Source organism: Enterobacter sp. QK-SA4 (assembly GCF_056856775.1).
On sequence record NZ_JBXFXH010000007.1, the window covers coordinates 3,072,812 to 3,098,005 of the forward strand.

Consider the following 25,194-nt stretch of genomic DNA (forward strand, 5'->3'; position numbering starts at 1 on the left):
ATTGAGACCATGCGGTTATCGTGTTGATAAATAATGTAACCCCCCATAATTTATCGATCAGTTAGCTATTTAGCTTACATTTGCAGGTTTTATATTCAACATCCAAAATAGCAGATATACTTTTAGATGAATTACCTAATGGTTTTAACTTTGAATATAATGATCTTAACTTCCTGATATCCTTAACCTTTCTCATCTCCCTGATTGATTTTATTGCATCCTTTCTGTCAACACCAGCAACTAACTGTTTGGCTTGTTCTATATACTCAGCATGATTTTTATCACCTTGCTGCTTTAAGGTATTTGCTAACCCTCTAATTTTAAAATACAAAATAAGAACATCCATAACACTTTCCTTTTCAATCACTTTTTTCTTCAAATTGAAAAGACACATCCTTATATTATCTTTTCTTTTTTGTGTTGGCCTAAGCTCTTTGATTACTTTTACACCATGTACAATTTTGGACTGACCATTCCTCAAAACTTTTGATTTCTGTCTATTTAATCTAACCCCACTTTTTAGCGCCATTGACAAAATCATTGTTTTTATTTTTGAAATATCTTCATTATTAATCTCTGATTCGAAACTAATAGTTATATCATCGACATATCTCGTGTAGTTTCCACCTATTTTTCCGACTTCTGCACTGATAAGAGCCTCCTCTTCTAAAAATATCAAGTTGGCAATGTCAGTACTTAATTTAGTTCCTTGAACAAGTGAGCCTTCAAGTGTTGACAGATTGGCTATTAATGAAGAAACTTCAGGAGAGAAGTTCATGTAATATTGAAATGCTTTAGCTATCAGATCTTCTTTTATAGAAGGAAAGAAATCCTTCATATCTTCTTGAATGATAATTGACTTATTCCGATGTGATATACAATCATCTATATAGCTGACTCCTTTCCTACCTCCAGTAATATACTCCGGGAGTGATATCCCCGAAAAAACACGCTGTTTAATAAGCTCATGTATTTTTAATAACTCCCCAACCACTTTATACGTCGTTCTTTTTTTTCCTTTTCTTAATACTGGTACCGTTTTGAAAAATTTCTTTTTGTTTTTTAAAACATAAGCGAGCCTCTCTTCGTTTGTTTCTAGCATTTTTAATAGAGACTCTATATTAGCAAGTGGCCTGTTTGAATAACTCCAATTTTTATGCATTAACTAACGTATCCATTATAGTTTTTTTGAGCATATTATTGATATCAGAAAACTCATCATTTGCCTCTTCACTTTCAGAAAGAAGGATAATGATATTTAGTGGAATGTGTAGCGCTAATGATATTTTTTCTAACGCTGTAATAGTAGGATCTCTTTGATTGTTTTCTATACGAGATAAATAAGATTTAGTTAAATCCGTTCTATCTGATAGTTCTTGTAGTGTGAGTTTACGTGCTTCACGGCATAGTTTAATGGTTGAACCAATATCTAACATAATGTACCTCAGATAATGGGATTGACATGGCTGGCTGCTCGTTCAAAAAATGAAGATGGATACATAACAAATCTCCTTAGTAGGTAGAAATCAATGAATATCAGAATCACCGTGTAGAAACTTAACTACAGCCAAGATCCTAGCAACATAGGGAAGATAATCTAAGGCAGACCAGCCTTTTGAATTTTCCCTGATTCTCTCTTCAAGGGCTTGTATTGCATCATCCAGTTCTTTCAAAGAGCTATTGTCTACAGTGTGTTTGCTCTTCTCACGCACTCGGCGCAAAGTGTCTAAAACATCTTTCATAAAAACCTCTCATTTTAACAACACGATGCAACTTGCATCCCCGCCAAAATGTCCTGTGGATCGTGTTGCACACCGTAGACAAAGCCAGCCAACACCCATCCAACACAACTGATTGGATACCCCGCCATTTCAGCATTAAACAATGCCGTATCGTAGATATACGATTGCTACATACATTTCGCATAAAGTTACGATCACAATGAAGAGGGACATGGGCCACGTCTCGTATTGGAGAAATGGTTGACTGAAAATTTCACTCAGTCCTTTACCGATCCTAGAGGTTTTTAAAGAGCAAAGACAAACGAGTTCGTTCGTCCATGATTTGATAATAGCCAAGTGTTGCCTGACAGGCAACATATCACATATATCATTTTGGAATATAAAATTATTTATTATGCAATAAAAAACCACATCTACATCCGCAGACATGGTTTTTTTGCACTTACAGTAAGGGGGTTTTACATCCTCCTCCTGAACACAACATTATCAGAGAAGATCGCCTTACCAGCTATAAAAGCCACAATAGCAATTATTGGTAGGCTGATAGTAGCCCCAGCAATCCCCGCAGACATTCCGATCAATATAGACAGGCCAAAGGTAAGCAATATAACCACGAAAGCATACCACTGCGGATAAGCCCCATATAAAACAGTCGCCATGCAGCCGGTGCAGACATGAACACCGCGCTGGCTCTCTTTCAAGCAAAAAGGACACTGGATAGTTTTGTTTTCCATGATAGACCCCTTAGAGCGCTTTCCAGCCATTGCTGGTTTTAACAAGATTAATCATGCTCTCTTCAGGTTCATTCATACCCTTGACGCTGGAGAACGCTTTTTTGTCCACCCATGAAGGAACATCCGCCAACTTCCATGTATAAGATACGCGAACAACTTTCTGATTACCGTTTCCCGGTTCGGTCCATTCCTTTATCTCAGTAACTTCCCGATGACCGACGCAGGCACCATTCTCACGGTTCCAAAACTCAACCTCTTGGCCCTTGTCAGTTACTTCCAGAACATCAACACTGCTAAAGCCATTTGCCTGTTGTGAAACAGTGAGCAGCCCTTGTTCAACAAGTCCCTTAAGGATTTCATCACTGGCACTGTATCTGGCAGAACGGTAGCCACGGTTAACCTTAATCGGAAAACCTTTATTGAATACAATGTCGTTGTCCTGCAGGGAGTAGCACAGCTTTGATTGTGATAGTTTCGCGTTGATCGCTTTCTTAAAATCGCCTTTTTCACCGCATCCCGATACAAGAACAGCAAGACCCGCCACGAGTAAAATTTTACGCATAGTGTTATCCCGGAATTAATGATTGATTGTGCCGTTTTTCAGAACAACCAGACGAACTGGCATATCGGCATTGTTGACGGTAGCGAACCCACGGACTTCGAAATTGTTTACCGTTCCGGTGACGCTGACTTTCTGCCCTTTCTTATAAGTAAGAACTGCATCATCAATACCAGAGTAGTAATCCAGCCAGACCATACCGCCGCAGTAACTCGTATCAGAGGTTTTAAATAAAAGGTAATAGTTAGGGGCTGTTTTGGGCATTCCCGTCATCATATCGCTGGCACTTCTGCCCTTCGTAACTTCAAGAACAGTGGCATTGATGATAGAGATCCTTTTGCCTGTCCATTTCTTTTCTGCTGCCATTGCATTTTCTTCATAGTCTTTGCAAACAGCACCAAGGCCAGATACAGATGATACCGGGCCAAGGCTTTGAGTGGTGGCTGTTCTCCCCAGCGCTTTACCTACTGAAGACAACGACGAGCTGATTGCTCCATTAATTGTATTCACGCCGTCGTTGAGCTGCTGGCATCCTGTTAGTGCGGCAGCAGACAGTACCAGTGGCATCACTATCCGTAATTTCATATCTATCCCCAATGTGTGGAAACTTTATGTCAAAGACAGCCCTACCCATAGGTTGGTCTCTCTGGGCTGTAAAAAAGCATTAATCAATTGATAGGATTCAATTTATTTTTCTGTTCGTCATATCGTTTGTATCGATCGAATTCAAATCATTTGATAGATTAAAACTATCATATATCTATAATCGATCGATATAAACAATTAAAACACCGATCAATTGACGCTAATTTGATAGTTAAAATCTATCAAATGCAGTTTATTGATCTTTTATATCGATCAATAAGACATGTAATGTACACAAAGAGCCATGTCAGTAGCTGTTTGCACATGGATGGAGATAGAAAGGTATAGGTCGGAACAGATAATACCCTGTCGACCATTACGCAGACAGGGATTGTTAGATCTCAGGTAATGTAGCTATCTTCAGATATGGTGTTGTAAAAACCTGTATGCAACGCATGTTTTAATATACTGTTTCATATGGAATGGTAGCTACCATTCAGATTTTTCAATCATCTTCCAAAGCACTCACACCACTTGCCGGGAAATTGGTTTTCATATTATTCGATATCTTCGGAACTAAGGACTCTATTGTTTCTTCGCTAACTTGGCTGAGTTCAGAAATCAATCTTCTGTATGTATTAATCATTCGTTCCTGATCAAACTCATTTGCTGATTCTGATAAGAAGAAATAGCCATAATCTTTGACATGGATATTATCACCATATTCCAAAGTGAGTTTTATTCCTTGTTCATTCTCTTCAACATTTTTAACTATACAAGTTATAAATGGTATTTTTTCATTTGCATGAAAGAGTGTAATAATCTTAATGTTGTTCATCATTTATTTTCCTTCTTATTTATTATTTAATACCATATAAGATTGGTGAAGATCAAATTTAACTTTTGTTAATTAACGCTTTACCTGTTTTTTTCTTATTCTTTTGAAAAAATATTTATCTTATGAGCTAAAGCTCATGTGCTGACGCACGGCTACGCCCTAACGCTGTAAAATATATTTAACGTTTTAACAATGGTATTTGCTATGTTTGAGGGAAAAGCCAAAAGGATCAATCTCTGTTCTTTTAATTATAATAAGATATATATGATCCTATATATCATAACAGTATTAACACTAAAACATATAGCATTTGCTCTTAATCGTATAGGAAAACTATATACAGAGAAGCAGCACTTAGTGATTGTTCAAAACAATCACATTGCTGAAACAGTGTTTATCCCTGTTAATGATGGATTTATCCATAAAGAATTTCGGCGACAGCCGCCAATAAAATAAAGGTAAAACAATTTCGGTATTCCTGAAACATCAGCAGCGCTACGTGATTGTACGAAACAATCACTTCGCTGCAAATAACTCTCCAGAAAACCACATATTTTTACGTAAAACTCTCTGCACATACGGTAAAAGGAAAGCTAGACTCTCTTAACTTCTTACTAATTATTTAATTATAAGCACTGTCCCAGCCCAATAAAACCAAGGCTTCACACCTTTTTTTCCTATGTTTAAACATAGCAGTTCCCTATGTTTAAACATAGAATCGTCCTATGTTTAAACATAGCGGGATCTATGTTTAAACATAGTTTTTTTAACATATAGCAATGTCATAATAATAAAAGTTCTATTTTATTTATAGTTTTACTATTGACTTTCATTTTTCTGCATAGTATTAAAATAGGCATAATAAAAACTATAAGAGAGAATAATATGAATACTAATGACACTGAACTACTTCGCTTATTTGAAACATTAACCACAGAGCAAAAGATTGATATCGCAAGACACTTGCTACAAAACAAAGATATAAAATCAACCACCGTTATTGCAACAGAAGAAGATAAAGCGATCTCATTTGCACAGCCTTATGTTTTTACTTTTACTTCAAACTTTCGTGTTTTTTCTGATCTGGATATATCTAAGAATGAATTCCGCGTGTTGACTTATATCTTAGAATATATGGAGTTTGGAAACCTAATCAACCTCTCACAGTCATCACTCTGTAAAGCGTTGAATATCGCATCCGGTAATATGTCAAACATATTCAAAAAGCTAAAACAAAAAGGTATTCTCGTTGAACATCATGGACACCTGTATATCAACTCTAATATTTTTGCCAAGGGTATGAGTCATCAACTTGATGAAAAACGTAAAGAGCATTTGAGTAATGCAAAAAGCCTCAATGCTGATATTGAACAATATCCAGAGCATTATGCAGATCTTTCACAGAAAGAAAGACGAAACTTATCTTTGGAAACTGAAAATAAAGAGATCTACACAGATGCCTTTGTTTTTAGCAAGAAGAAGAAAAATAATGCTGTTCCTAATGCTAAAAACAGTGTCCAGATCGATAAGCGGCGAAAGGTATATAAAAGAACAAAAGAAAATGAAGCGGCAAGAAAAGACGTGGCTGATATCGACACCTATTTAAAAGTTGCATCCTAAAACAGGACAATAAGGAAAAAACATCCTTAATACTTTTATGCAACGAAGGCAGGAATAAAATATTTAACCCCTCATTAATTTGACACTTTCTCTATATACCTTAACATATAAATATATCCACTATTTATTAACGAGGTATTCTCATGAGAAACGTAAAAACAGATAACAATGATTTAATACAATATTTAAAGACAGTCGAAGAACTAAAAAATCACATTTCTATTGAAGAATACAAAAAAGAATATCGCAAACTTCGTGCTGATAGTATTCCTTTCATTAAAGCGCAAAAATTCAAATCAGCACATACCGAACTACGTCGTTTGAACAGAAAAAAGGAATCTCTTCTTGATAAATTTCTTGATGAGCTTAACCCTGTTAACCAAGCCTCCGCTTTTGCTTCTAAAAACATTGATAAGCTCGAAACGTATAGTCTCTACAGGAGAAATCTCCTTGAGAAAAGCGATGAAGAAATAATTGCCTTAGTCATAAAGCAGCGTACAGAAGCCGCTATGGAATTCCAACGCTCCGTTGAACAAAGTCTTCAGCAACTCTCTCAAATCTCGTCAGAGTTCGATTCATCAAGCCAAAAACGTAGAAAAATGTCTCTTTAAAAATGACACTATGTTATTTCGTGTAAAATGGGATGTATTAGATTGCTCAAGCGGTAATTTTTACTATATTATCTACTAACTGTATGTTTTTGATTTTTCAACAGCACCGGATACATTTTTTTACTAATCATCTATTTTAAAATACGGGATAACGTACTATGAGTGAAGCTCTCAAGGCACTGAACAATATTCGTACACTTCGCGCACATGCTCGTGAAACAGATCTGGCAACTCTGGAAGAGATGCTGGAAAAGTTAACAGCAATCGTTGAAGATCGTCGTGAGGAAGAAAGTGCCATCCGTAAAGAACAAGAAGAACGTCAGGCTAAGCTGGAAGCCTTCCGTCAAAAACTGTTAGACGATGGTATTGATCCAGCAGAACTTCTTGCAGCGGTTGGTTCATCTCAGCCTAAAGCCAAATCGACTCGTACTCCTCGCCCTGCCAAATACAAATATACAGATGAAAACGGTAATGAGCAGACTTGGACGGGTCAGGGCCGCACTCCGAAAGCAATCACTGCTGCTATTGAAGCCGGTAAAACACTGGAAGACTTCGCGATCTAACTGATACGGCGCATCCGGGCTTCACTGTTCTCAATATAGCTGGCCCGGAAATTATTCGAATATTCATCTAAGACTATCCCAGTCGGGAAGATTATTGGCTACTCTTCTCCACCAATGGTACAACGCCATAGAAATCCCCATCCAAACGTCAAATAACAAACTTCTAGCAATAGCATCAGTTGGATCCATCCCCGATTCCTTCCATGTAAAAAACCACATCAGTATACCCCAGACAGAGCCAATCGGTATTCCCATTAACAAAGCAACTTGCCAGAATCGAGCGAAAGGCAACGGAGGTATCCTGATACCCATTTTCCATGCAAGGCGTAGCAGAGGGGGGGCATAGTTACTGCTCCACATTTTCTTGCTTTTCATAATGGAAATGGCTCGTTCTTTTTTCTCTTCAAAATCCATGCAAGTCCTCTCTAATTTCATCAGAACCCATCTCAGCATGAAAAGCCAGCTTAGCAATGGAATGGTCTGCCCAAAACCTCACTCAGTTCTCTCCACTGAGGAAGTAGAAAGGCTTTCAGGCACTACTTTGTCAGATGGCAACTATCACATCAGTTCAACACCCCTGTATGCTTTAGACAAACTAACAATACCTTCACCAGTCGAGTTATTACAATTGCTGTTATCAGTTTACCCGGTATGTTCGTCCACATTTCGTGTCCGGGCTATCATTATTTGAATAAACTTTCCGGCGATACACGGTCACGCACCATTTTCTCAAGCAACTGTTGTAATCTCTTGGCCCTCAAATTTTGTGCCTTTTTCTCACCAATCTCCAGATAGTATTTTTCCCGGCGCTCCGCAACGACTTGGCGGAACTTCTTCAAAAGCTGCTCCAGTGTTTTCATATCTGTCGTTGCAGCTTCAGCTTGGATTTTTTTATACATATACATAACATGGAATTCATCAATCATATTGGTTATCTCCGTTTCATTACAGGATTATTTCCCTCTGCACGAGGGAATATTGCCATTTTTCAAAACTGATTCACAGTCATTTTTAACTTCCAGTATATACGCTCATCAGCATCATCCGGTTTTATGTTTTTCAGTACAAGTTCAATGATATGCTCTTTATGCCAGTATAAAATCGTTTCCTTTAACTTATCCATGTTGATCTCAGATACATCTTTGCCTCTTCCACTTTTAACATAGTCTTCAACTTCACAGGTAATCAACACATCATAAAGTATCTCTGATAACATTTCCCCTGTTAAAATATTCATGGCTGTTTCAGGCTGTTTTTCAGAGATACTATAGATCGTTTCGCAATACCCCTGTAATACATTTGTGATAAAATCTACTACCATTTTATTACTTTCATTTAAAATAATCTCTTTCATACTGATTCCTTTTATTAAGTTAAACATTAGATACATATCGAGAAGGTATTAATACTATTTATTAGATACTATTTTGATGATTACAGAACCATATTCCACATCCATCTCATCATACAGTGTCTCATTTACATAACGATTTAAATCATCTAACAAGGTCTTATCATTCATGATTTCTTCGACAGAGCTACCTCTTAATGCGATAAATATATCCAAGCTCTCTTGGATAAGGTTCATCACTTTAGGTGTTTTTTCACATAACATACTTACGATTACTGTCATATCATTATTCATCTGTTTTTCCTTTTGTTTATAGTTAGCCCCTTCCGGGGCAAGATTAGTTCTTACTTTCTAAAGTTTTCTGAATACCCTACCAGTAAGGCTGCTACTTGTTCAAAGTTGACCTGATTAATATCACCACAGTTTCCTTCTTGCGTGGTAAATCTCTCAAAGTTATTCTGAATATGGTCAATCACATAAATAATAAATGGACTCATAAAATCCGGATCATCCAGATAGTCATTGGCATCTCCATCACCATTCACTTCCATGAACAGATTCCAGCTTGCTGTAAACGATCTACAAGCCAGATCATAAAACAGCTCTGTTGATTTATTTTTAATAACAGTTTCTTTAGACATACTTATATCCTCATAATTAAATGCTTATTTTATTCATTTAGTTTTATATTAGCCCCTTGCGGGGCCGAATAGATGACGCCAGTGATTATGTATGTAAAATATAGTGACTCATCACATGATGTATCTGCCTCAAGTTAACAAGCACTTCATCAAAATATACGTTTTTAATCGATGCTTTATATTTATGTTTTTTCAAGAACTCATTAAAATCTTTCTTACCGTTCTCTATTATTGATTTTAAAACACCTTCCATATAACCATCGTCTTCAAGGTTATGATAGAACCTTTCCCCCATATATTCATGCATACATCGCAAATAGTAGTCATAGTCTTCGCCACTTTTCAGAACAAAGTATTTTGTATCATCATTACTAACATTTATTTCTATTTTTTTCACTTTCATTTTCGCTTCCTCTTTTATGTTATTTATTATTTCTGCGTGAATCGGAAATGGTATTTTCAATCCATGCATCAATCTCACTTTCCACAAAGGCTACAGATCTTGCCCCGATGATTACCTTATCCGGGAATCGTCCTTCCTTGATAAGCTCATACATTGTGGTTCGACTAAATCCGACTCTTCTCAGAACTTCTGGAACACGGATTAATCTTTTACCTGCGATTTCATTTCTCATTTGTTTTTTCCTCTGTTGTTTCAACGAGAACAATAATAGCGAATTCGCTTATGGCGTTTTAGGGATGTTGGCAAAAGAGTTTTTCAAAAAAAATGGGGGTATGTGAACAGAAAAAAAATTGTTGAGGATGGATGCGATCACGTTCGCTCAGGGCGAACGTAACCCTTTTTTTACTTGTCTTCTTTCGTCTTCTTCTCGTCTTTGACGTGATCTACAATCTTTGTGTCTTTTAAGACATTGTTTTCCATCATGTAATCTTCAAACGATTTCAGATAGTTCTCGTCTGTCAGCAACGCCATAGCCAGCGGATAGTCAGTCACCTTAAGCATTCCCTCATCCCTGTCCTTCTCGCTGTTCTCATGCAGCAGCGATGACATCAATGAAAGTGAGATTTTGGTATCATTATTATCTGCCCCCCAAAAAATCAGATCCATCATCGGGATGAGTCGGTAGTCGATGATTTTTCTCAACGTGCTTTTGCCAAAGCGATACTTCCTAACAGCCGGATCGTTCATTTTTAGCTGTTTCTTCCATTGGGGAATGAGCACTTTCAGGTGTTCGATGATGTCTTCGGTTGAAGCCTCTTGCAGGAAGATATCGACGGTAATTGAGGACAGACTTTTGATACCGGATTCCTTCAGATACTCCGACATGTATTCAGACTGACTTATCTGGGATGTCTCAGGATGGGTTCCAATCAGTGTCAAACTTTTCGCATATAATTGTGCGTTGCTCCGGGTTACGGGGACCACTGCATAGGTTCTGGCAAGCCCATCTCCCTGCGTGGATGTGTCGCCGCTAAACAAAATTTCGCCTCGGAGGATCTTATAGCGGTAATCATCCAATAAGGCTCTGCTCAGAGGCGGTAACGTGTCCCGACGTATCAGCATATTGTAGGCCAATATACGCCGCTCAACCTCAACATAGAATTGCTGTAGGGTGAGTTCCTTTATCGCTTCATACCGTTCAACATCAAACCATTCTTCCAGTACTTTCCTGAGTTCGCTTCGTTTCATTACTGTGCTATCCGTTTTTACCATTTTTAGTTGTTTTAACTGACAGAACAATAAGTTGTCCAGTATTCACGTCATGCAGCTAAGCATCTCATGCAGGTAGGTTCTTAAGATTGGCGAGTATTACAAAATGGACTGCAGGTTTTCTGTTATCAGATTACTGCTTTTAAAGGATTTAGTTGCGCTGGAAGGGCTTAAGACTGGATAAATTTTTGATGAAAAACACGGATTTTAGATACAGAAAAAGCCCGTTTTACACGGGCTTCTAATGCATTACTTTATGCATGACAGAATCAAAAACATTTTGTAAGTTATTGATTTTGCCATAAAAATGGCGGAAGCGCAGAGATTCGAACTCTGGAACCCTTTCGGGTCGCCGGTTTTCAAGACCGGTGCCTTCAACCGCTCGGCCACACTTCCTAAGTGAGGCGAACTATAAACACCTCACCGCGAGCTGTAAAGAGTGGCTGCACTCGTTCGCTGTAAAAATAGTCAAAACGTGTTTAATCGGTTGAACTGACGACACATCGACGATTTTATCAGCACAGACCTAGTGTTTTTTGATGTACATGTCTTTCGTGAAATAGTACCCCAGCTTATCCGGCGTAAATCCGCCTACCCACGGTTTCACCAGGTGCGTACGGACGTAGTGATAAACCGGAATGGCGGGTACATCACGCCCCAGCAGATCTTCCGCCTGCTGGTAGTACTTACCCCGCTCTTCCGCTGATTTGGCTTTCGCAGCATCGATCAGCGCCCGATCGTAGTCCGGATTGCTGTACTGGCTGGTGTTTTCGCTGTCGCCCGTGCGGAAGTTGTTCAGGAAGGTCGCCGCATCGTCGTAATCGGCAATCCACGCATACCGCACCGCGTCAAAGTTGTGGGTGTGCATGGTATCCAGCATGGTTTTCCACTCCTGGTTTTGCAGCTTTGCCTCCACGCCAAGGTTTTTCTTCCACATGGAACTGGCCGCAATCGCGATGCGCTGGTGCGATTCAGAGGTGTTATAGAGCAGGTTGAAGCTCAGAGGATGGCTGGCGTTATATCCGGCCTCGTTCAGCAGCTTTTTCGCCTCGGCGATGCGCTTGTCCAGAGGCCAGCTGGCGTAATCCGGGTTCTGCAGCTTAACGCCGCCGATATCCGGCTGGCTGATGAGCCACGCCGGGCGCTGCCCCTGCCCTAATACTTTCCCGGCAATGATGTCTTTATCCAGCGCCATGTTGAGCGCCTTGCGCACGCGCGCATCGTTGAACGGCGGCCGGGTGGTATTGAATTCATAGTAATAGGTCGCAAGCTGAGGTGAAACGTCCAGTTCGCTGCCGAGGGTTTTCTTGAGCTGGGCAAACTGGTTAATCGGCACCGTGTACACGATGTCAATTTCGCCCGCCTTATAGCGGTTCACATCCGAGGCCTCGGACGTGATGGGCAGGTAGGTGACTTTGTTAATCACGGTATGCGCGTTATCCCAGTAGCGCGGGTTGCGCTCCGCCACGATGCGTTCGTTGACCACCCACTGCGACAGCTTATACGCCCCGCTGCTGACGAAATGCTCCGGCTTGGTCCACTTATCGCCGAAGCGGCCAATCAGCACTTTATCCACCGGCACCAGCGACGGGTGCGCCAGCATCGCGAGGAAGGCCGCGTTTGGCTGCGTGAGCGTCACTTCCAGCGTGGTGTCGTTAATCGCTTTTACGCCCAGCGTATCGGGCGCTTTTTTTCCCTGAGCAATATCGGCCGCATTGACGATATGCATGTTGCCCGGATAGCTGGCATACGGCGAAGCCGTTTTCGGATCGATCAGGCGCTGCCAGCTCCAGACCACATCCTCAGCGGTAATCGCCGTGCCGTCGCTCCAGGTGATGCCCGGACGCAAATGGAACGTCCAGACGGTGTTGTCCTTGTTCTCCCATTTTTCCGCCAGTCGGGGTTGGACTTCGCCTGTCGGGGAGACGCTGACCAGTCCTTCGAATAAATCACTGATAATATTGAATTCGACATCGCTTTCGACTTTATGCGGGTCGAGCGAAGCCGGTTCACTGCCGTTGTTTCTGACCAGTTCCTGTTTGTCGGCCAGCGCGGTTCCTGCCGGCACGTTAGCCGCCCAGGCTGCCGTGCTGGCGCACAGGATCCCTGCGGTTAACAAAGAGAGCGTAAAGTGAGTGCGTGTTTGTGGTTTCATTTCCTTCGCCTTATAGTCTGTTTTATGACGATCCGGAAATAACTCTTAGCGTTCGAACTGTAATAACGCAATATTTTTCAGTAACCTATAAGAGCTTGATCTGGTTAATAGTCGCAAACCGCTGTTCATACTGGTGAAACGGATTTCTGCAGAAGAAATAACCACCTCCAGCGCTAACGTGCTGAGTAAAGATGGGTAAAACCACTTTGATACTGGCGTGCCGTTTCCTATTCTTTCCACTAATTACATCTGTCATAAGAGAGTGACTCATGGATCGTATAATTACTTCTTCACGCGACCGCACATCGCTACTCAGCACCCACAAGGTGCTGCGCAATACCTATTTCATGCTCAGCCTGACGCTGGCATTCTCAGCGATCACCGCGACCGCCAGCACCGTGCTGATGCTGCCGTCTCCGGGGCTGATCCTGACGCTGGTGGGTATGTATGGTCTGATGTTCCTGACCTACAAAACCGCTGACAAGCCCGTCGGTATTCTGTCCGCGTTTGCCTTCACCGGCTTCCTGGGCTACATCCTGGGGCCGATGCTGAATGCGTATCTGTCTGCCGGTATGGGTGACCTTATCGGCCTGGCGCTGGGCGGTACCGCGCTGGTGTTCTTCTGCTGCTCGGCCTACGTGCTGACCACCCGTAAGGACATGTCCTTCCTCGGCGGTATGCTGATGGCGGGCGTCGTGGTGGTGCTGGTGGGTATGGTGGCAAACATCTTCCTGCAGCTGCCTGCCCTGCATCTGGCGATTAGCGCCGTGTTTATTCTGATTTCTTCAGGCGCGATCCTGTTCGAAACCAGCAACATCATTCGCGGCGGTGAGACGAACTATATCCGCGCCACCGTGAGCCTGTACGTGTCGCTGTACAACATCTTCGTCAGCCTGTTGAGCATCCTGGGCTTCGCCAGCCGCGATTAAGTTACGGCGCTGTGAACCTGGCCCCGCTTATGCGGGGCTTTGTTTTTTGTTACACTGCTGCGGTTTTTGACTGACGCGTGAATGACTATGTTAAGTTTTGAAGGCAAAGAGATCGAGACCGATAACGACGGTTATCTGAAAGAAAGTGCCCAGTGGAGCGAAGCGCTGGCGGAAGTGATTGCTGAAAAAGAGGCGATTACCCTCTCCCCCGAACACTGGGAAGTGGTGCGTTTTGTCCGCGAATTTTATCTGGAATTCAACACCTCTCCGGCGATCCGCATGCTGGTTAAAGCGATGGCCAGTAAGTTCGGCGAAGAGAAAGGCAACAGCCGCTATCTGTATCGTTTGTTCCCGAAAGGCCCGGCAAAACAGGCCACCAAAATTGCCGGCCTGCCAAAACCGGTGAAGTGTATTTAATACCGAATCCCGAAGTTTACGTATTCCCGCCCGGGTTGATGCGGTTCCGTTAACACCTTATCAACCCGCGCGCTGCGCGGCCCGCCCGCTTTCAGCCACGCCACCAGCTTGTCGACCTGCTCCGCTTCGCCGCAGGCGACCACCTCAACGCTGCCGTCGTCCATATTTCGCGCGTATCCCGTTAGCCCAAGCTCAACCGCTTCGCGCTGGGTGCTGTAGCGGAACCCCACGCCCTGAACAAGGCCGTGGACCCAGGCAATGGTGCAGACTTTTGACATTTTTCTTCTCCTTAACGTAGCGTTTTCGGTAAACAGCCATAGTGCTGCCGGAAACGGGCGGTGAAACGAGAGCTGGAAAGATACCCACATTGTAATGCGATTTCACCGATCGGTAAGCGAGTCGACTGTAACTGTGACAGCGCCACGGCCATTCTCACCTCCTCCACGATCTGGCGGAAACTCTGCGACTCTTCGCGTAACCGTCTGCGCAGCGTCGGCACGCTTAAGGCCAGGCGGCTGGCGACGTCCTGCGCGGTCCAGGCTCTGGCGGGCGACAGCATAATGAACTGCCGCACCTGCTCGGTCAGGTTACTGTTTCGCTCAACAAGCAGCGGACCCGCCACGCCATCGTGCAGCAGGGCCAGCAAAAGACCGAAAGCCTGATGCTTTTGTAGCGCCTCCGGTAAATCCTGACGCACGGCGTGCAGCAGGTTGTCCCACATAAACGCCAGCCCCTCGCTCAGCGGGGCGCAGAGCGAATGCAGCGTCGTGCGCGGCCAGGACTTCAGGTAATGCGCTTTAAACTCGGCGACAATCTCCGGGGACAACATCAGCAAATCCGAGTGAAACAGCCCGTTTACAGGCAGATTGATTATCTCCATCGCCGTATTGGCCGGGATAATGATGAGCTCATCCCGTGTCGCTTCCAGACGGTTATCATCCTGAACTATCACCTTAGTGCCGTGAGTGATATGACAAATAGCCGGAAAAAAGAGTTTAACCTGGTGCAGGCGATGCATTTTGCTGGCAGTCACTTCACCCGCGGTAAGATGGTTATGTCGAAAATGAAACTCCTGCACCCTGCTATCCTTATCTGCTGTAGGTTGCTGTTAACTGAGCCTTTGCCAGAACGTGACTATTAAGCATAAAACCGACCAGCGCACCGCTGGCATTGTTGTCGACGGGCAGTTTATCCACGTTCAGGGCCCAGACGGTAATCTGATAGCGATGAGGCTTGTCCCCTTCGGGTGGACATGCGCCGCCGAATCCAGAATAGCCGAAATCATTACGCCCCTGCACAACGCCGGCAGGTAATTTCTCGCCGTTCGGGTTACCGGCATCCGCGGGCAGCGTCATTGTCTTCGCCGGGATATTGGCTACGGTCCAGTGCCACCAGCCGCTGCCGGTGGGCGCATCCGGGTCATATACCGTAACGGCAAAACTTTTCGTACCGGCGGGCGGATTTTTCCACGCCAGCTGTGGAGAAATATTCCCACCGTGGCAGCCAAACCCCTCAAATACCTGCTGTTGCGCCAGCCGCTTTTCGCCGGAAATATCCCGGCTGGTGACGCCGAAAGGCGTTGTTGCTGAAACCTGAAAACTCATCGCCGCCAGAGCGGTTATTGCTATCACACTGCGCTTTTTCATGGGTGCTCCCTCTGCTGTACCGGAAGCCCCACTCTAAACCCAGCGGCAATATCGTAATGTGCCTAAGCGATTTGATTTTGTGCCGAAACGCTCAACGGCATCCGCAGATGATTGCGCCTTGCTGAATGTGGTAATCTACGCGCCATTTCCTGAAATCGACAGAACAGCAAATTATGAGTGTACGTTTAGTGTTAGCCAAAGGGCGCGAGAAATCATTACTGCGCCGTCATCCCTGGGTCTTTTCCGGCGCGGTTGCCCGTATGGAAGGCAAAGCCAGCCTCGGTGAAACCATTGATATCGTTGACCATCAGGGTAAATGGTTAGCGCGAGGCGCCTACTCGCCAGCGTCCCAGATCCGTGCTCGCGTCTGGACGTTTGATAAAGATGAAACCATCGACATCGACTTCTTCGTTCGCCGCCTGCAGCAGGCGCAGCAGTGGCGCGACTGGCTGGCAAAACGCGACGGGCTGGACAGCTACCGCCTGATCGCCGGTGAGTCCGACGGCCTGCCGGGCGTGACCATCGATCGCTTCGGTGACTTCCTGGTGCTGCAGCTCCTGAGCGCCGGAGCGGAATACCAGCGTGCCGCGCTGATCGGCGCGCTGCAAACGCTGTTCCCGCAGTGTGCCATTTACGACCGCAGCGATGTGGCGGTGCGCAAAAAAGAAGGCATGGAGCTGACTCAGGGGCCCGTAACGGGCGTACTGCCACCGGCCCTGCTGCCGATTGAAGAGCACGGCATGAAGCTGCTGGTGGATATTCAGGGCGGGCACAAAACGGGTTACTACCTCGACCAGCGCGACAGCCGTCTGGCTACGCGTCAGTACGTTGCCGACAAACGCGTGCTGAACTGCTTCTCCTATACCGGCGGTTTTGCCGTTTCGGCGCTGATGGGCGGCTGTGCTCAGGTGGTCAGCGTGGACACCTCGCAGGAAGCGCTGGACGTGGCAAAACAGAACGTCGAGCTCAACAAGCTGGATTTGAGCAAAGCGGAGTTTGTCCGCGATGACGTCTTCAAGCTGCTGCGTAAATATCGCGATCAGGGCGAGAAGTTCGACGTCATCGTGATGGATCCGCCAAAGTTTGTGGAAAACAAAAGCCAGCTGATGGGCGCGTGCCGCGGGTATAAAGATATCAACATGCTGGCTATCCAGCTGCTGAACCCGGGCGGGGTTCTGCTCACCTTCTCCTGCTCCGGCCTGATGACCACAGATTTATTTCAGAAAATCATCGCCGATGCCGCAATAGATGCTGGCCGTGATGTACAATTTATAGAGCAGTTCCGTCAGGCAGCCGATCACCCCGTGATTGCTACCTACCCGGAAGGACTGTATCTGAAAGGGTTTGCCTGTCGCGTCATGTAACTTGAAAAGAGAAATATTGCCCGCACATAACGTGTAAGTCGTATTTCCCGGGAGGTGACTATGATTGCCAGCAAATTCGGTATCGGCCAGCAGGTCCGCCACACTTTGCTAGGGTATTTGGGTGTGGTCGTGGATATCGACCCGGAGTATTCCCTTGATGAACCGTCAGCAGACGAGCTGGCGGTGAACGCAGAGCTTCGCGCCGCGCCCTGGTACCATGTGGTAATGGAAGGTGATGATGGACAACCCGTTCACACCTATCTGGCCGAAGCGCAGCTGAGTAGCGAGCTGCAGGAAGAGCATCCGGAGCAACCCACAATGGATGAACTTGCTCAGACTATCCGCAAACAGTTACAGGCCCCGCGCCTGCGGAACTAAGCGTGTAAAAAAAGCCCGATGACCGGGCTTTTTTTTATTACTTCGCCAGCCCCAGACGGGGGATGTCGATCGCCGGGCAGCGGTCCATGACGACGTTCAGCCCCGCATCCCGCGCCAGCACGGCGGCCTGCTCGTTAATCACGCCCAGCTGCATCCACAGCGTTTTTGCCCCGACGGCGATAGCGTCCTGCGCCACTTCCCACGCCGCCTCGGAATTACGGAAGACATCGACCATATCAATTTTTTCCGGCACCTCAGCGAGCGTGGCATAACCCTGCTGGCCCAATAAGGTTTTCCCCGCCACTTTTGGCGAGACCGGGATAACGTGATAGCCCTGATCGAGAAGGTATTTCATCACCCGATAGCTTGGGCGATCGGGTTTATCGCTCGCGCCCACCAGCGCAATGGTACGCGTGGATGTCAGAATCTCGGCAATATCGTTCTCTTTCATGGTTTTTCTCCTGGCTTTTTTGAAAGTGTACGCCAAACCGCACATCTCAACCATCCATCCCATACAGATGCATGAGGGCAAAACGGCGAAATATGTCTATATGTTAGTAAACGTGATTATCGAAAAATTTAGATACATTAATGCGGCGACAGGATTTCTGACGGGAGCCTTCTATGAAAACCGGTATTGCCACTGCTCTGATTGCGTTAGTGATGCCGGTCTGCGTTTTTGCTACCACGCTCCGGCTCTCTACCGACATTGATCTCCTTGTACTGGACGGAAAAAAGGTCTCCAGCTCGTTATTGCGCGGTGCAGACAGCATCGAGTTAGATAACGGGCCGCATCAGCTGGTCTTCCGGGTAGAAAAGCCGATCGGTCTGGCTAATCACGAGCAACGGATGTACATCTCCCCGCCGCTGATCGTCAGCTTTAATACCCGGCAAATCAGTCAGGTGAATATCACCCTGCCTCGCCTTGAAACGGAGAAAGAATCTGCGGCCTTCGACGCATCACCCCGCGTTGAACTGCTGGACGGGGATGCGATGCCGATTCCGGTGAAGCTGGATATTCTGGCGTTAACCACCTCACCGAAAGGCCCGGATTACGAGGCCGCGACCCAGACCTATAATAAAGCGGGGAAACGCGCCTCGCTTCCGCAGTTTGCCACCATGATGGCGGACGACAGTACGCTTTTATCCGGCGTCTCTGAACTGGACGTTATTCCTCCCCAGTCCCAGACCCTGACGGAACAGCGCCTTAAATTCTGGTTCCAGCAGGCCGATCCCGACACGCGGGCCCGATTTTTACAGTGGGCAAAACAACAACCTTCATCATAAGCCACATTTTTTACGCCTTTCTCTTGCAGCGTCAGACGGTTCCCGTCATCGTGTAGTCAGTTAACCTGATGGATATGATTATGGAATTGACAACACGCACGCTGCCTGAGCGCAAACACATTGCTCTTGTGGCGCACGATCACTGTAAACAAATGCTGCTTAACTGGGTTCGCCGCCATCAGTCTTCGCTGGAAAAGCACGCCCTGTCGGCGACAGGCACCACCGGTAACCTGATCCAGCGCGAAACGGGTCTGCAGGTGAATGCCATGCTGAGCGGTCCGATGGGCGGCGATCAGCAGGTCGGCGCGCAGATTTCCGAAGGGAAAATTGATGTGCTGATCTTCTTCTGGGACCCGCTGAACGCGGTTCCGCACGATCCGGATGTTAAAGCGCTGCTGCGCCTGGCGACGGTGTGGAATATTCCGGTGGCGACGAACCTGTCGACGGCGGATTTCATCATCGAATCGCCGCAGTTTAACTCGCCGGTTGATATCCTTATTCCGGACTATCAGCGTTATCTTTCCGATAGACTGAAGTAGCTTTTTTGCCGGGTAGCGGCTACGCCTTACCCGGCCTGGAAAATCTTGCCTGACATCGTTATGGCTTACGCGCTACCGGCACATCAATACTCTTCAGGATATCGACAAACACGGATGGCTCCTCTTTATTGAACAGCAGCCACACGCGATGCCGCGCGCGGGTGATGGCCACATACAGCAAACGCCGCTCTTCGGCATCCGGGAAATCTTCCGGCACCGGCAGCAGGGCCTCTTCCATCACCGACTCGCGGGCCGGAGCCGGGAAACCGTCGCTCCCCTCTTTCAGCCCCACCACAATCACATAGTCAGCCTGCTGCCCTTTGCTGGCGTGAATGGTCATAAATTCAAGCTGCAGTTTCGGCCAGCGGGTGGCGGCTTTTTCCAGCGCCGCGGGCTTAAGGTGATGGTAGCGCGCCAGCACCAGAATACGTTCATCGGGCTTCGCGTAGCCGCTGAGCTTGTCCAGCAGCGGCTCCAGCTGGTCATCCGCCAGCAGGGTGACCGCTTTTTTATCCCCTGGGCGCAGGCTATTGAGCGGCTTGGCCAGCTGATGCGGGTTTTGCTGGATAAAGCGGTTGGCGATCTCACCAATGCGTGAATTGAAGCGGTAGGTGGTGTCCAGATCGCTACGATCCCCTTCGCCAAAATAGTGGTGGAACGCGGTCGTCAGGGAGAGCTGCGCCCCGCTGAAGCGATAGATGGCCTGCCAGTCGTCACCCACCGCAAACAGCGACGTATGTTTATTTTGCGCCCGAAGCGCCGAGAGCAGTGCAGCACGCTGCGGAGAGATGTCCTGGAACTCATCCACCAGAATATGTTTCCACGGGCTGACAAAACGTCCCTTTTCAAGAATGATGATGGCCTGATGGATTAAACCGGAGAAATCGACAGCATTTTCCTCTTTCAGCGCGGTTTTCCAGGCTTTCAGCAGCGGAGCCATCAGCTTGACCCGTTTCGAAAACAGATCGCGGATCGCCTCCGGCGCGCTTTCAATCATCTCTGCCTGCGTTCCACCGTGCATTCGCATCAGGCTGACCCAGCGGTCAAGTCGCGAACCCAGACGACGCGCCAGTTTGTCATCCTGCCAGAAGCTGCCCTCTGGCACCTCCCAGCCGAGCTCCTCCTCCAGCCACTGACGCCACCCTTTCGCCTGCGCTTTTTTCTCACTGCACTGCTGGCGCCACGTTTTGATGAACAGCGCCTGTCGCGCCTGCGCGTCGTTTTCCAGCTTACTGATGGAAGGCACTTTTTTACTGCCCTGCTGAATAATATGCAGCGCAAGGGCATGGAAGGTTCTGGCCGTGATATCCCGGGTGTGCAGGCGCTCCTGGATACGTTCGTCCATCTCCTGGGCAGCCTTGCGGCCAAAGGCCAGAAGCAGTATTTGATCGGCTACCGCTTCTCCGGTCGTCAGCAGCCAGCCGGCACGAGCCACCAGCACCGACGTTTTACCGCTACCGGCCCCCGCCAGCACCAGCAGCGACTGCTCGCCGTTGACCACCGCGCGCGCCTGGGCCGGATTGAGCGGTGAAGATTCCACCGTCCTGAAAAAGTCGGCGTATTGGGTGAGCATGGCGTCCGTCCACGCCTGATTATGAGCGAGACGGCTTTTATCCTTATCGTTCAGCCAGGCCTGACACTGGCGCCAGGCGTCGCGACAGTTGTCAAACTCGTCGAGACGCGTCACGGAGAGCGGCAGCGCCGAGAGTGCCTGTCGGATCTTCTGCTGCAGCCCAGCGGTCTGCTGACGGGTCAGCCACGCGTGTTGCGCGTTGCTCTGCGCGATATCGTCCAGCACCTGCTGCAGCACCTGGGCGGCAATTACGCTCATATCCTGGCTCCACTGCTGCCACAGCGCGTTCAGGTGATGATGGAAACGCTGGGTTTCCGCCCACTCGGTGCCGTGAAGACGCACGACTTTATCGTCAGGCAGAACGAATTCCAGCTCGCCCCACACCAGCCCGCGTTTACAGTGGATAGCCAGAAGCTGGTTAAACGGAATAAGGTATTCGTGGCGTTCCCCGGAGACTTTCACCCCGGCATTAAGGAGAACCACCCTGTCGTAAGGGTGTTGCGCCAGGCGTTTGCCTAACGAGGTTGCTTTCAGTTCCATGTTCCGCCAAATCCACGAAGAGATAATTTACCTGACAGTTTAACTGCCAGTTTTAAGGTGCTCCAGCCTAAAAAAACGTTACAATCATTGGGCGTTAATTTTATCGAAAGGAAGTGAGGGTTTATGCGTACCGTTCTGAATGTGTTGAATTTTGTGCTGGGCGGTTTTGCCACCACCCTTTCCTGGCTTTTTGCCACACTGGTGAGCATCGTCCTGATTTTCACGCTTCCCCTGACCCGTTCCTGCTGGGAAATCACAAAACTCTCCTTAATCCCCTACGGGAATGAAGCCATCCACGTTGACGAGCTGAATCCGGAGAGCAAAAACGCCCTGATGAATACGGGCGGAACCCTGCTGAACATTCTGTGGCTGATTTTCTTCGGCTGGTGGCTCTGCATCATGCATATTTTTGCCGGTATTGCACAGTGCATCACGATTATTGGCATTCCGGTGGGGATCGCGAACTTTAAGATCGCCGCCATCGCCCTTTGGCCCGTCGGTCGCAGGGTTGTTCCGGTAGAAGTGGCCCAGGCGGCGCGTGAAGCAAACGCGCGTCGTCGTTTTCAGTAAATAAGGACCGGCCGCGTTTATGCTAAGCCCACTGCTTCGCCGTTATACCTGGAACAGCACCTGGCTATACAACGTCAGGATATTTATCGCGCTTTGCGGCACGGCTGCCCTGCCCTGGTGGCTGAATGATGTCAAACTCACCATTCCGCTCACGCTGGGGGTGGTGGCCGGGGCGCTGGCGGACCTGGACGATCGTCTGGCCGGGCGTTTACGTAACCTGGTCATTACGCTCGTCTGCTTTTTCATTGCTTCAGCGTCCGTTGAGCTGCTTTTCCCGTGGCCCTGGCTGTTTGCCCTGGGCCTTACGCTCTCAACCAGCGGGTTTATTTTGCTGGGCGGCCTCGGGCAACGCTATGCCACCATCGCGTTTGGTGCATTGCTGATCGCCATCTACACCATGCTGGGCGTTTCCCTGTATGACCAGTGGTACCAGCAGCCGGTTCTCCTGATGCTGGGCGCCATCTGGTATAATCTGCTGACGCTAACCGGTCATCTGATCTTCCCGGTTCGCCCGCTGCAGGATAACCTTGCCCGCAGCTTTGAGCAGTTAGCCCACTATCTGGAACTGAAATCCCGGCTGTTCGACCCGGATATCGAGGAAGAAAGCCAGGCTCCGCTCTACGATCTGGCGCTGGCAAACGGCCAGCTGGTCGCCACCCTTAACCAGACAAAAGCCTCTCTGCTTACCCGTCTGCGCGGCGATCGCGGCCAGCGCGGAACCCGAAGGACCTTACACTACTATTTTGCCGCCCAGGATATTCATGAACGCGCCAGCTCCTCGCACGTTCAGTATGCTGCCCTGCGCGAGAAGTTCCGCTACAGCGACGTCATGTTCCGCTTCCAGCGCCTGCTGTCCATGCAGTCCCAGGCGTGTCAGCAGCTCTCGCGATCTATTCTGCTGCGCACGCCCTATCAGCATGACCCCCGCTTTGAACGCGTATTCAGCCATCTTGATGCGGCGCTCGACCGCGTTCAGGCCAGCGGAACGTCACAGGAGCACATCAAAGCGCTGGGCTTTCTGCTTAACAACCTGCGGGCGATTGATGCTCAGCTGGCAACCATTGAGTCCGAACAGGCGATGGCGCTGCCGGGCAGTGAGGTGGAAAATCAGCTTGCTGATGACAGCGTGCACAGCGTTAGCGATATGTGGCTGCGGCTGAGCCGCAACTTTACGCCTGAGTCGGCACTCTTTCGCCACGCGGTAAGAATGTCGCTTGTGCTGTGCGTGGGGTATGCCTTTATCCAGATAACCGGGCTGCACCACGGCTACTGGATCCTGCTGACCAGCCTGTTCGTCTGCCAGCCGAACTATAACGCCACCCGACACCGTCTTGCGCTGCGTATTATCGGCACGCTGGTCGGCGTCGCGATTGGCCTTCCGGTGCTCTATTTCGTGCCCTCCGTTGAAGGTCAACTGATCCTGATTGTGATCACCGGCGTGCTGTTCTTCGCGTTTCGCAACGTGCAGTACGCTCACGCCACCATGTTCATTACGCTGCTGGTGCTGCTCTGCTTTAACCTGCTGGGTGAAGGGTTTGAAGTTGCCCTGCCCCGCGTGCTCGATACCCTGATTGGCTGTGCGATTGCCTGGGCCGCGGTCAGCTTTATCTGGCCGGACTGGCGTTTCCGCAATTTGCCGCGCGTAGTGGACAGGGCGATGAACGCCAACTGTCGATACCTTGACGCAATCCTGGAGCAGTACCACCAGGGGCGTGATAACCGCCTGGCTTATCGGATAGCCCGTCGCGACGCGCATAACAGTGACGCAGAACTGGCCTCCGTTGTCTCTAACATGTCAACGGAGCCTCGGGCCACGGCGGAGATCCGTGAGACTGCGTTCCGCCTGCTCTGCCTGAACCATACGTTCACCAGCTATATTTCGACGCTCGGTGCCCACCGTGAGAAACTCACCAACCCGGGCATTCTCAACCTGCTCGATGATGCCGTCTGTTATGTCGATGACGCACTTCATCACCGACCGGCCGATGAGCCGCGCGTTCAACAGGCGCTGGATGAACTGGCTCAACGCATTGCGCATCTTGACCCTGGAAACGACAGCAAAGCGCCGCTGGTACTTCAGCAGATAGGCCTGCTTATCGCTCTGCTGCCTGAAATTTGCCGGCTGCAACAGCAAATCGCTACCTGGAGGAGTGATTCTCCTGTGGCTCAGGCAGCGCATTAAACCACTCCGTTAGCTCCCGGCGAATGCCTGCCGGGAGTGCCGCCTCATGCAGCCCCTCGATAGCCCCTTCCAGCGCGAAGAGAACTTTAATACTGAGCGCTTTGTTTTTTGCCCGCATCTTTAGCCAGCTCGCTCTTGCACCCAGCGCCCGCAGCGTTTCCTCATTGGTAATGCCAGCTTCAAAGAGCAATACTTCAAGTTGAAAGGTCAGGTTTGGCAGATCCTTAAGTCGGTTTCGTTGATGGCGCTGATAGCGTTCTTTTCTTGCCGCACTGAGCGCAAACGAGGAGAGCTGAAGCAACCGCTCCCTGTCCTGCCATAATCCATCATCCACACGATAATAGTTGAGCAGCACCGGGCGGCCTCGCTTCATCAACGTTAAAAAAGAGGAGGCATTTTTTACACAGTATTTCGCACTCTCCTCACAGGCGCGAAGATAAAGCTCTCCGTCTGACACCATGGCAAAAACCGCATCATCCACCGCCAGGGTATAGCCTCCAAACAGCGCGCGATGATGAATCTCGCCCAACGGGGAGAGGTATTCCTGGGATTTATAAATCCGTTCATAAGATATCTTTTTCATGATATTTCCCTTCAAAATCATAAAGTAACAACGAAATTTCTTACTAGCGGATCCGTTAGCAGGAAAATAGGCAACTTATCGCCGATGAGCAAGATGATTTTTCGAGGGACATCAA

Annotated in this window: 33 protein-coding genes and 1 tRNA gene; 11 read left to right on the top strand and 23 right to left on the bottom strand. The window is 47.7% G+C overall.

Annotated elements, in window-relative coordinates:
* Positions 1 to 61: 61 nt before the first annotated feature.
* From AC1VYI_RS16435 to AC1VYI_RS16465, 7 genes are all read right to left on the bottom strand, one after another.
* The gene (locus AC1VYI_RS16435) at positions 62 to 1,162 is read right to left on the bottom strand and encodes a reverse transcriptase family protein (protein ID WP_016243639.1); all 1,101 of its coding nucleotides are present in this window, start codon (positions 1,160 to 1,162) and stop codon (positions 62 to 64) included.
* Complete coding sequence (locus tag AC1VYI_RS16440; RefSeq protein WP_008499884.1) at positions 1,155 to 1,436, bottom strand: helix-turn-helix domain-containing protein; 282 nt, start codon at positions 1,434 to 1,436, stop codon at positions 1,155 to 1,157. The genes AC1VYI_RS16435 and AC1VYI_RS16440 overlap by 8 nt, the downstream gene beginning before the upstream one ends.
* 90 nt (positions 1,437 to 1,526) lie before the next feature.
* Positions 1,527 to 1,742 (bottom strand): hypothetical protein, encoded by a 216-nt coding sequence (locus tag AC1VYI_RS16445; protein ID WP_008499885.1) that lies wholly within the window; start codon positions 1,740 to 1,742, stop codon positions 1,527 to 1,529.
* A gap of 458 nt (positions 1,743 to 2,200) precedes the next feature.
* Positions 2,201 to 2,476, bottom strand: a complete 276-nt coding sequence (locus tag AC1VYI_RS16450) for a hypothetical protein (RefSeq protein ID WP_016243640.1) — start codon at positions 2,474 to 2,476, stop codon at positions 2,201 to 2,203.
* Between the two features lie 10 nt (positions 2,477 to 2,486).
* Positions 2,487 to 3,038: a lipoprotein gene (locus AC1VYI_RS16455; protein ID WP_482881883.1), complete on the bottom strand. Its 552-nt coding sequence runs from the start codon at positions 3,036 to 3,038 to the stop codon at positions 2,487 to 2,489.
* A 15-nt stretch (positions 3,039 to 3,053) separates the two neighbouring features.
* Positions 3,054 to 3,620, bottom strand: a complete 567-nt coding sequence (locus AC1VYI_RS16460; protein WP_482881884.1) for a hypothetical protein — start codon at positions 3,618 to 3,620, stop codon at positions 3,054 to 3,056.
* A 505-nt stretch (positions 3,621 to 4,125) separates the two neighbouring features.
* Complete coding sequence (locus tag AC1VYI_RS16465; protein WP_482883358.1) at positions 4,126 to 4,458, bottom strand: hypothetical protein; 333 nt, start codon at positions 4,456 to 4,458, stop codon at positions 4,126 to 4,128.
* An 885-nt stretch (positions 4,459 to 5,343) separates the two neighbouring features.
* On the opposite strand from AC1VYI_RS16465, the gene AC1VYI_RS16470 reads away from it, so the two are divergent.
* From AC1VYI_RS16470 to AC1VYI_RS16480, 3 genes are all read left to right on the top strand, one after another.
* Complete coding sequence (locus AC1VYI_RS16470; protein WP_482881885.1) at positions 5,344 to 6,078, top strand: DNA-binding protein; 735 nt, start codon at positions 5,344 to 5,346, stop codon at positions 6,076 to 6,078.
* A gap of 143 nt (positions 6,079 to 6,221) precedes the next feature.
* Positions 6,222 to 6,689 (top strand): DUF4756 family protein, encoded by a 468-nt coding sequence (locus AC1VYI_RS16475; RefSeq protein WP_032667109.1) that lies wholly within the window; start codon positions 6,222 to 6,224, stop codon positions 6,687 to 6,689.
* A 158-nt stretch (positions 6,690 to 6,847) separates the two neighbouring features.
* Positions 6,848 to 7,252, top strand: a complete 405-nt coding sequence (locus tag AC1VYI_RS16480) for an H-NS family histone-like protein (RefSeq protein WP_032667110.1) — start codon at positions 6,848 to 6,850, stop codon at positions 7,250 to 7,252.
* A 63-nt stretch (positions 7,253 to 7,315) separates the two neighbouring features.
* Here AC1VYI_RS16480 and AC1VYI_RS16485 read toward each other — a convergent pair whose 3' ends face one another.
* The 10 genes from AC1VYI_RS16485 to AC1VYI_RS16530 form a co-directional block, all read right to left on the bottom strand.
* Positions 7,316 to 7,666, bottom strand: a complete 351-nt coding sequence (locus AC1VYI_RS16485; protein WP_032667203.1) for a DUF6404 family protein — start codon at positions 7,664 to 7,666, stop codon at positions 7,316 to 7,318.
* 269 nt (positions 7,667 to 7,935) lie between these two features.
* Positions 7,936 to 8,178, bottom strand: coding sequence for an H-NS family histone-like protein (locus AC1VYI_RS16490; RefSeq protein WP_047414173.1), 243 nt, complete (start codon positions 8,176 to 8,178; stop codon positions 7,936 to 7,938).
* Between the two features lie 62 nt (positions 8,179 to 8,240).
* Complete coding sequence (locus AC1VYI_RS16495; RefSeq protein ID WP_085014661.1) at positions 8,241 to 8,606, bottom strand: hypothetical protein; 366 nt, start codon at positions 8,604 to 8,606, stop codon at positions 8,241 to 8,243.
* Between the two features lie 54 nt (positions 8,607 to 8,660).
* Positions 8,661 to 8,897 carry a hypothetical protein gene (locus tag AC1VYI_RS16500; RefSeq protein WP_032667113.1) on the bottom strand — a complete coding sequence of 79 codons (237 nt, stop codon included), beginning with the start codon at positions 8,895 to 8,897 and terminating at the stop codon, positions 8,661 to 8,663.
* A gap of 50 nt (positions 8,898 to 8,947) precedes the next feature.
* Positions 8,948 to 9,244, bottom strand: a complete 297-nt coding sequence (locus tag AC1VYI_RS16505) for a hypothetical protein (RefSeq protein WP_085014658.1) — start codon at positions 9,242 to 9,244, stop codon at positions 8,948 to 8,950.
* Positions 9,245 to 9,329: 85 nt separating this feature from the next.
* Complete coding sequence (locus tag AC1VYI_RS16510) at positions 9,330 to 9,647, bottom strand: hypothetical protein (RefSeq protein ID WP_008499901.1); 318 nt, start codon at positions 9,645 to 9,647, stop codon at positions 9,330 to 9,332.
* 19 nt (positions 9,648 to 9,666) lie between these two features.
* Positions 9,667 to 9,879: a helix-turn-helix transcriptional regulator gene (locus AC1VYI_RS16515; RefSeq protein ID WP_023302112.1), complete on the bottom strand. Its 213-nt coding sequence runs from the start codon at positions 9,877 to 9,879 to the stop codon at positions 9,667 to 9,669.
* Between the two features lie 170 nt (positions 9,880 to 10,049).
* Positions 10,050 to 10,895, bottom strand: a complete 846-nt coding sequence (locus tag AC1VYI_RS16520) for a DUF6387 family protein (RefSeq protein ID WP_048977741.1) — start codon at positions 10,893 to 10,895, stop codon at positions 10,050 to 10,052.
* A 329-nt stretch (positions 10,896 to 11,224) separates the two neighbouring features.
* Positions 11,225 to 11,312, bottom strand: a tRNA-Ser gene (locus tag AC1VYI_RS16525).
* Between the two features lie 130 nt (positions 11,313 to 11,442).
* Positions 11,443 to 13,071, bottom strand: a complete 1,629-nt coding sequence (locus tag AC1VYI_RS16530) for an ABC transporter substrate-binding protein (RefSeq protein ID WP_047742286.1) — start codon at positions 13,069 to 13,071, stop codon at positions 11,443 to 11,445.
* A 269-nt stretch (positions 13,072 to 13,340) separates the two neighbouring features.
* Here AC1VYI_RS16530 and yccA point away from each other — a divergent pair, with 269 nt between their 5' ends.
* Positions 13,341 to 14,000, top strand: coding sequence for an FtsH protease modulator YccA (gene yccA / locus AC1VYI_RS16535; protein WP_023311042.1), 660 nt, complete (start codon positions 13,341 to 13,343; stop codon positions 13,998 to 14,000).
* Between the two features lie 87 nt (positions 14,001 to 14,087).
* Positions 14,088 to 14,417: a sulfurtransferase TusE gene (gene tusE, locus AC1VYI_RS16540; RefSeq protein WP_023311041.1), complete on the top strand. Its 330-nt coding sequence runs from the start codon at positions 14,088 to 14,090 to the stop codon at positions 14,415 to 14,417.
* On the opposite strand, the gene yccX is transcribed toward tusE, so the two are convergent.
* The 3 genes from yccX to AC1VYI_RS16555 are packed head-to-tail and all read right to left on the bottom strand — an operon-like array spanning position 14,414 to position 16,063.
* Positions 14,414 to 14,695: an acylphosphatase gene (yccX, locus tag AC1VYI_RS16545; RefSeq protein WP_134866577.1), complete on the bottom strand. Its 282-nt coding sequence runs from the start codon at positions 14,693 to 14,695 to the stop codon at positions 14,414 to 14,416. The two genes, tusE and yccX, sit on opposite strands and share 4 nt — an antisense overlap.
* A gap of 11 nt (positions 14,696 to 14,706) precedes the next feature.
* Positions 14,707 to 15,495, bottom strand: coding sequence for an AraC family transcriptional regulator (locus AC1VYI_RS16550; RefSeq protein ID WP_134866578.1), 789 nt, complete (start codon positions 15,493 to 15,495; stop codon positions 14,707 to 14,709).
* Between the two features lie 10 nt (positions 15,496 to 15,505).
* Positions 15,506 to 16,063 (bottom strand): kinase inhibitor, encoded by a 558-nt coding sequence (locus tag AC1VYI_RS16555; RefSeq protein ID WP_047742290.1) that lies wholly within the window; start codon positions 16,061 to 16,063, stop codon positions 15,506 to 15,508.
* A 173-nt stretch (positions 16,064 to 16,236) separates the two neighbouring features.
* Between AC1VYI_RS16555 and rlmI the strand changes: the two genes are divergently transcribed.
* Together rlmI and hspQ are read left to right on the top strand one after the other, a co-directional pair.
* A complete protein-coding gene (gene rlmI, locus AC1VYI_RS16560) occupies positions 16,237 to 17,427 on the top strand; it encodes a 23S rRNA (cytosine(1962)-C(5))-methyltransferase RlmI (protein ID WP_134866579.1) in 1,191 nt (396 codons plus the stop codon).
* Between the two features lie 60 nt (positions 17,428 to 17,487).
* Entirely contained in the window at positions 17,488 to 17,805 is a 318-nt protein-coding gene (gene hspQ / locus AC1VYI_RS16565) for a heat shock protein HspQ (RefSeq protein ID WP_008499919.1), read from the top strand.
* A 37-nt stretch (positions 17,806 to 17,842) separates the two neighbouring features.
* Here hspQ and AC1VYI_RS16570 read toward each other — a convergent pair whose 3' ends face one another.
* A complete protein-coding gene (locus AC1VYI_RS16570; RefSeq protein ID WP_047346875.1) occupies positions 17,843 to 18,256 on the bottom strand; it encodes a CoA-binding protein in 414 nt (137 codons plus the stop codon).
* Between the two features lie 173 nt (positions 18,257 to 18,429).
* On the opposite strand from AC1VYI_RS16570, the gene csgI reads away from it, so the two are divergent.
* Complete coding sequence (gene csgI / locus AC1VYI_RS16575) at positions 18,430 to 19,092, top strand: curli synthesis inhibitor (protein ID WP_023311035.1); 663 nt, start codon at positions 18,430 to 18,432, stop codon at positions 19,090 to 19,092.
* An 80-nt stretch (positions 19,093 to 19,172) separates the two neighbouring features.
* A complete protein-coding gene (gene mgsA, locus AC1VYI_RS16580) occupies positions 19,173 to 19,631 on the top strand; it encodes a methylglyoxal synthase (protein WP_023311034.1) in 459 nt (152 codons plus the stop codon).
* Positions 19,632 to 19,689: 58 nt separating this feature from the next.
* Here mgsA and helD read toward each other — a convergent pair whose 3' ends face one another.
* Entirely contained in the window at positions 19,690 to 21,744 is a 2,055-nt protein-coding gene (helD, locus tag AC1VYI_RS16585) for a DNA helicase IV (protein ID WP_226483689.1), read from the bottom strand.
* Positions 21,745 to 21,867: 123 nt separating this feature from the next.
* Between helD and AC1VYI_RS16590 the strand changes: the two genes are divergently transcribed.
* Both AC1VYI_RS16590 and yccS read left to right on the top strand, forming a co-directional pair.
* Positions 21,868 to 22,314, top strand: coding sequence for a YccF domain-containing protein (locus AC1VYI_RS16590; RefSeq protein WP_023311032.1), 447 nt, complete (start codon positions 21,868 to 21,870; stop codon positions 22,312 to 22,314).
* A 19-nt stretch (positions 22,315 to 22,333) separates the two neighbouring features.
* Entirely contained in the window at positions 22,334 to 24,496 is a 2,163-nt protein-coding gene (gene yccS, locus AC1VYI_RS16595) for a YccS family putative transporter (RefSeq protein WP_045354509.1), read from the top strand.
* On the opposite strand, the gene AC1VYI_RS16600 is transcribed toward yccS, so the two are convergent.
* Positions 24,453 to 25,079: a TfoX/Sxy family DNA transformation protein gene (locus tag AC1VYI_RS16600; RefSeq protein ID WP_023311030.1), complete on the bottom strand. Its 627-nt coding sequence runs from the start codon at positions 25,077 to 25,079 to the stop codon at positions 24,453 to 24,455. The two genes, yccS and AC1VYI_RS16600, sit on opposite strands and share 44 nt — an antisense overlap.
* Positions 25,080 to 25,194: the final 115 nt, after the last annotated feature.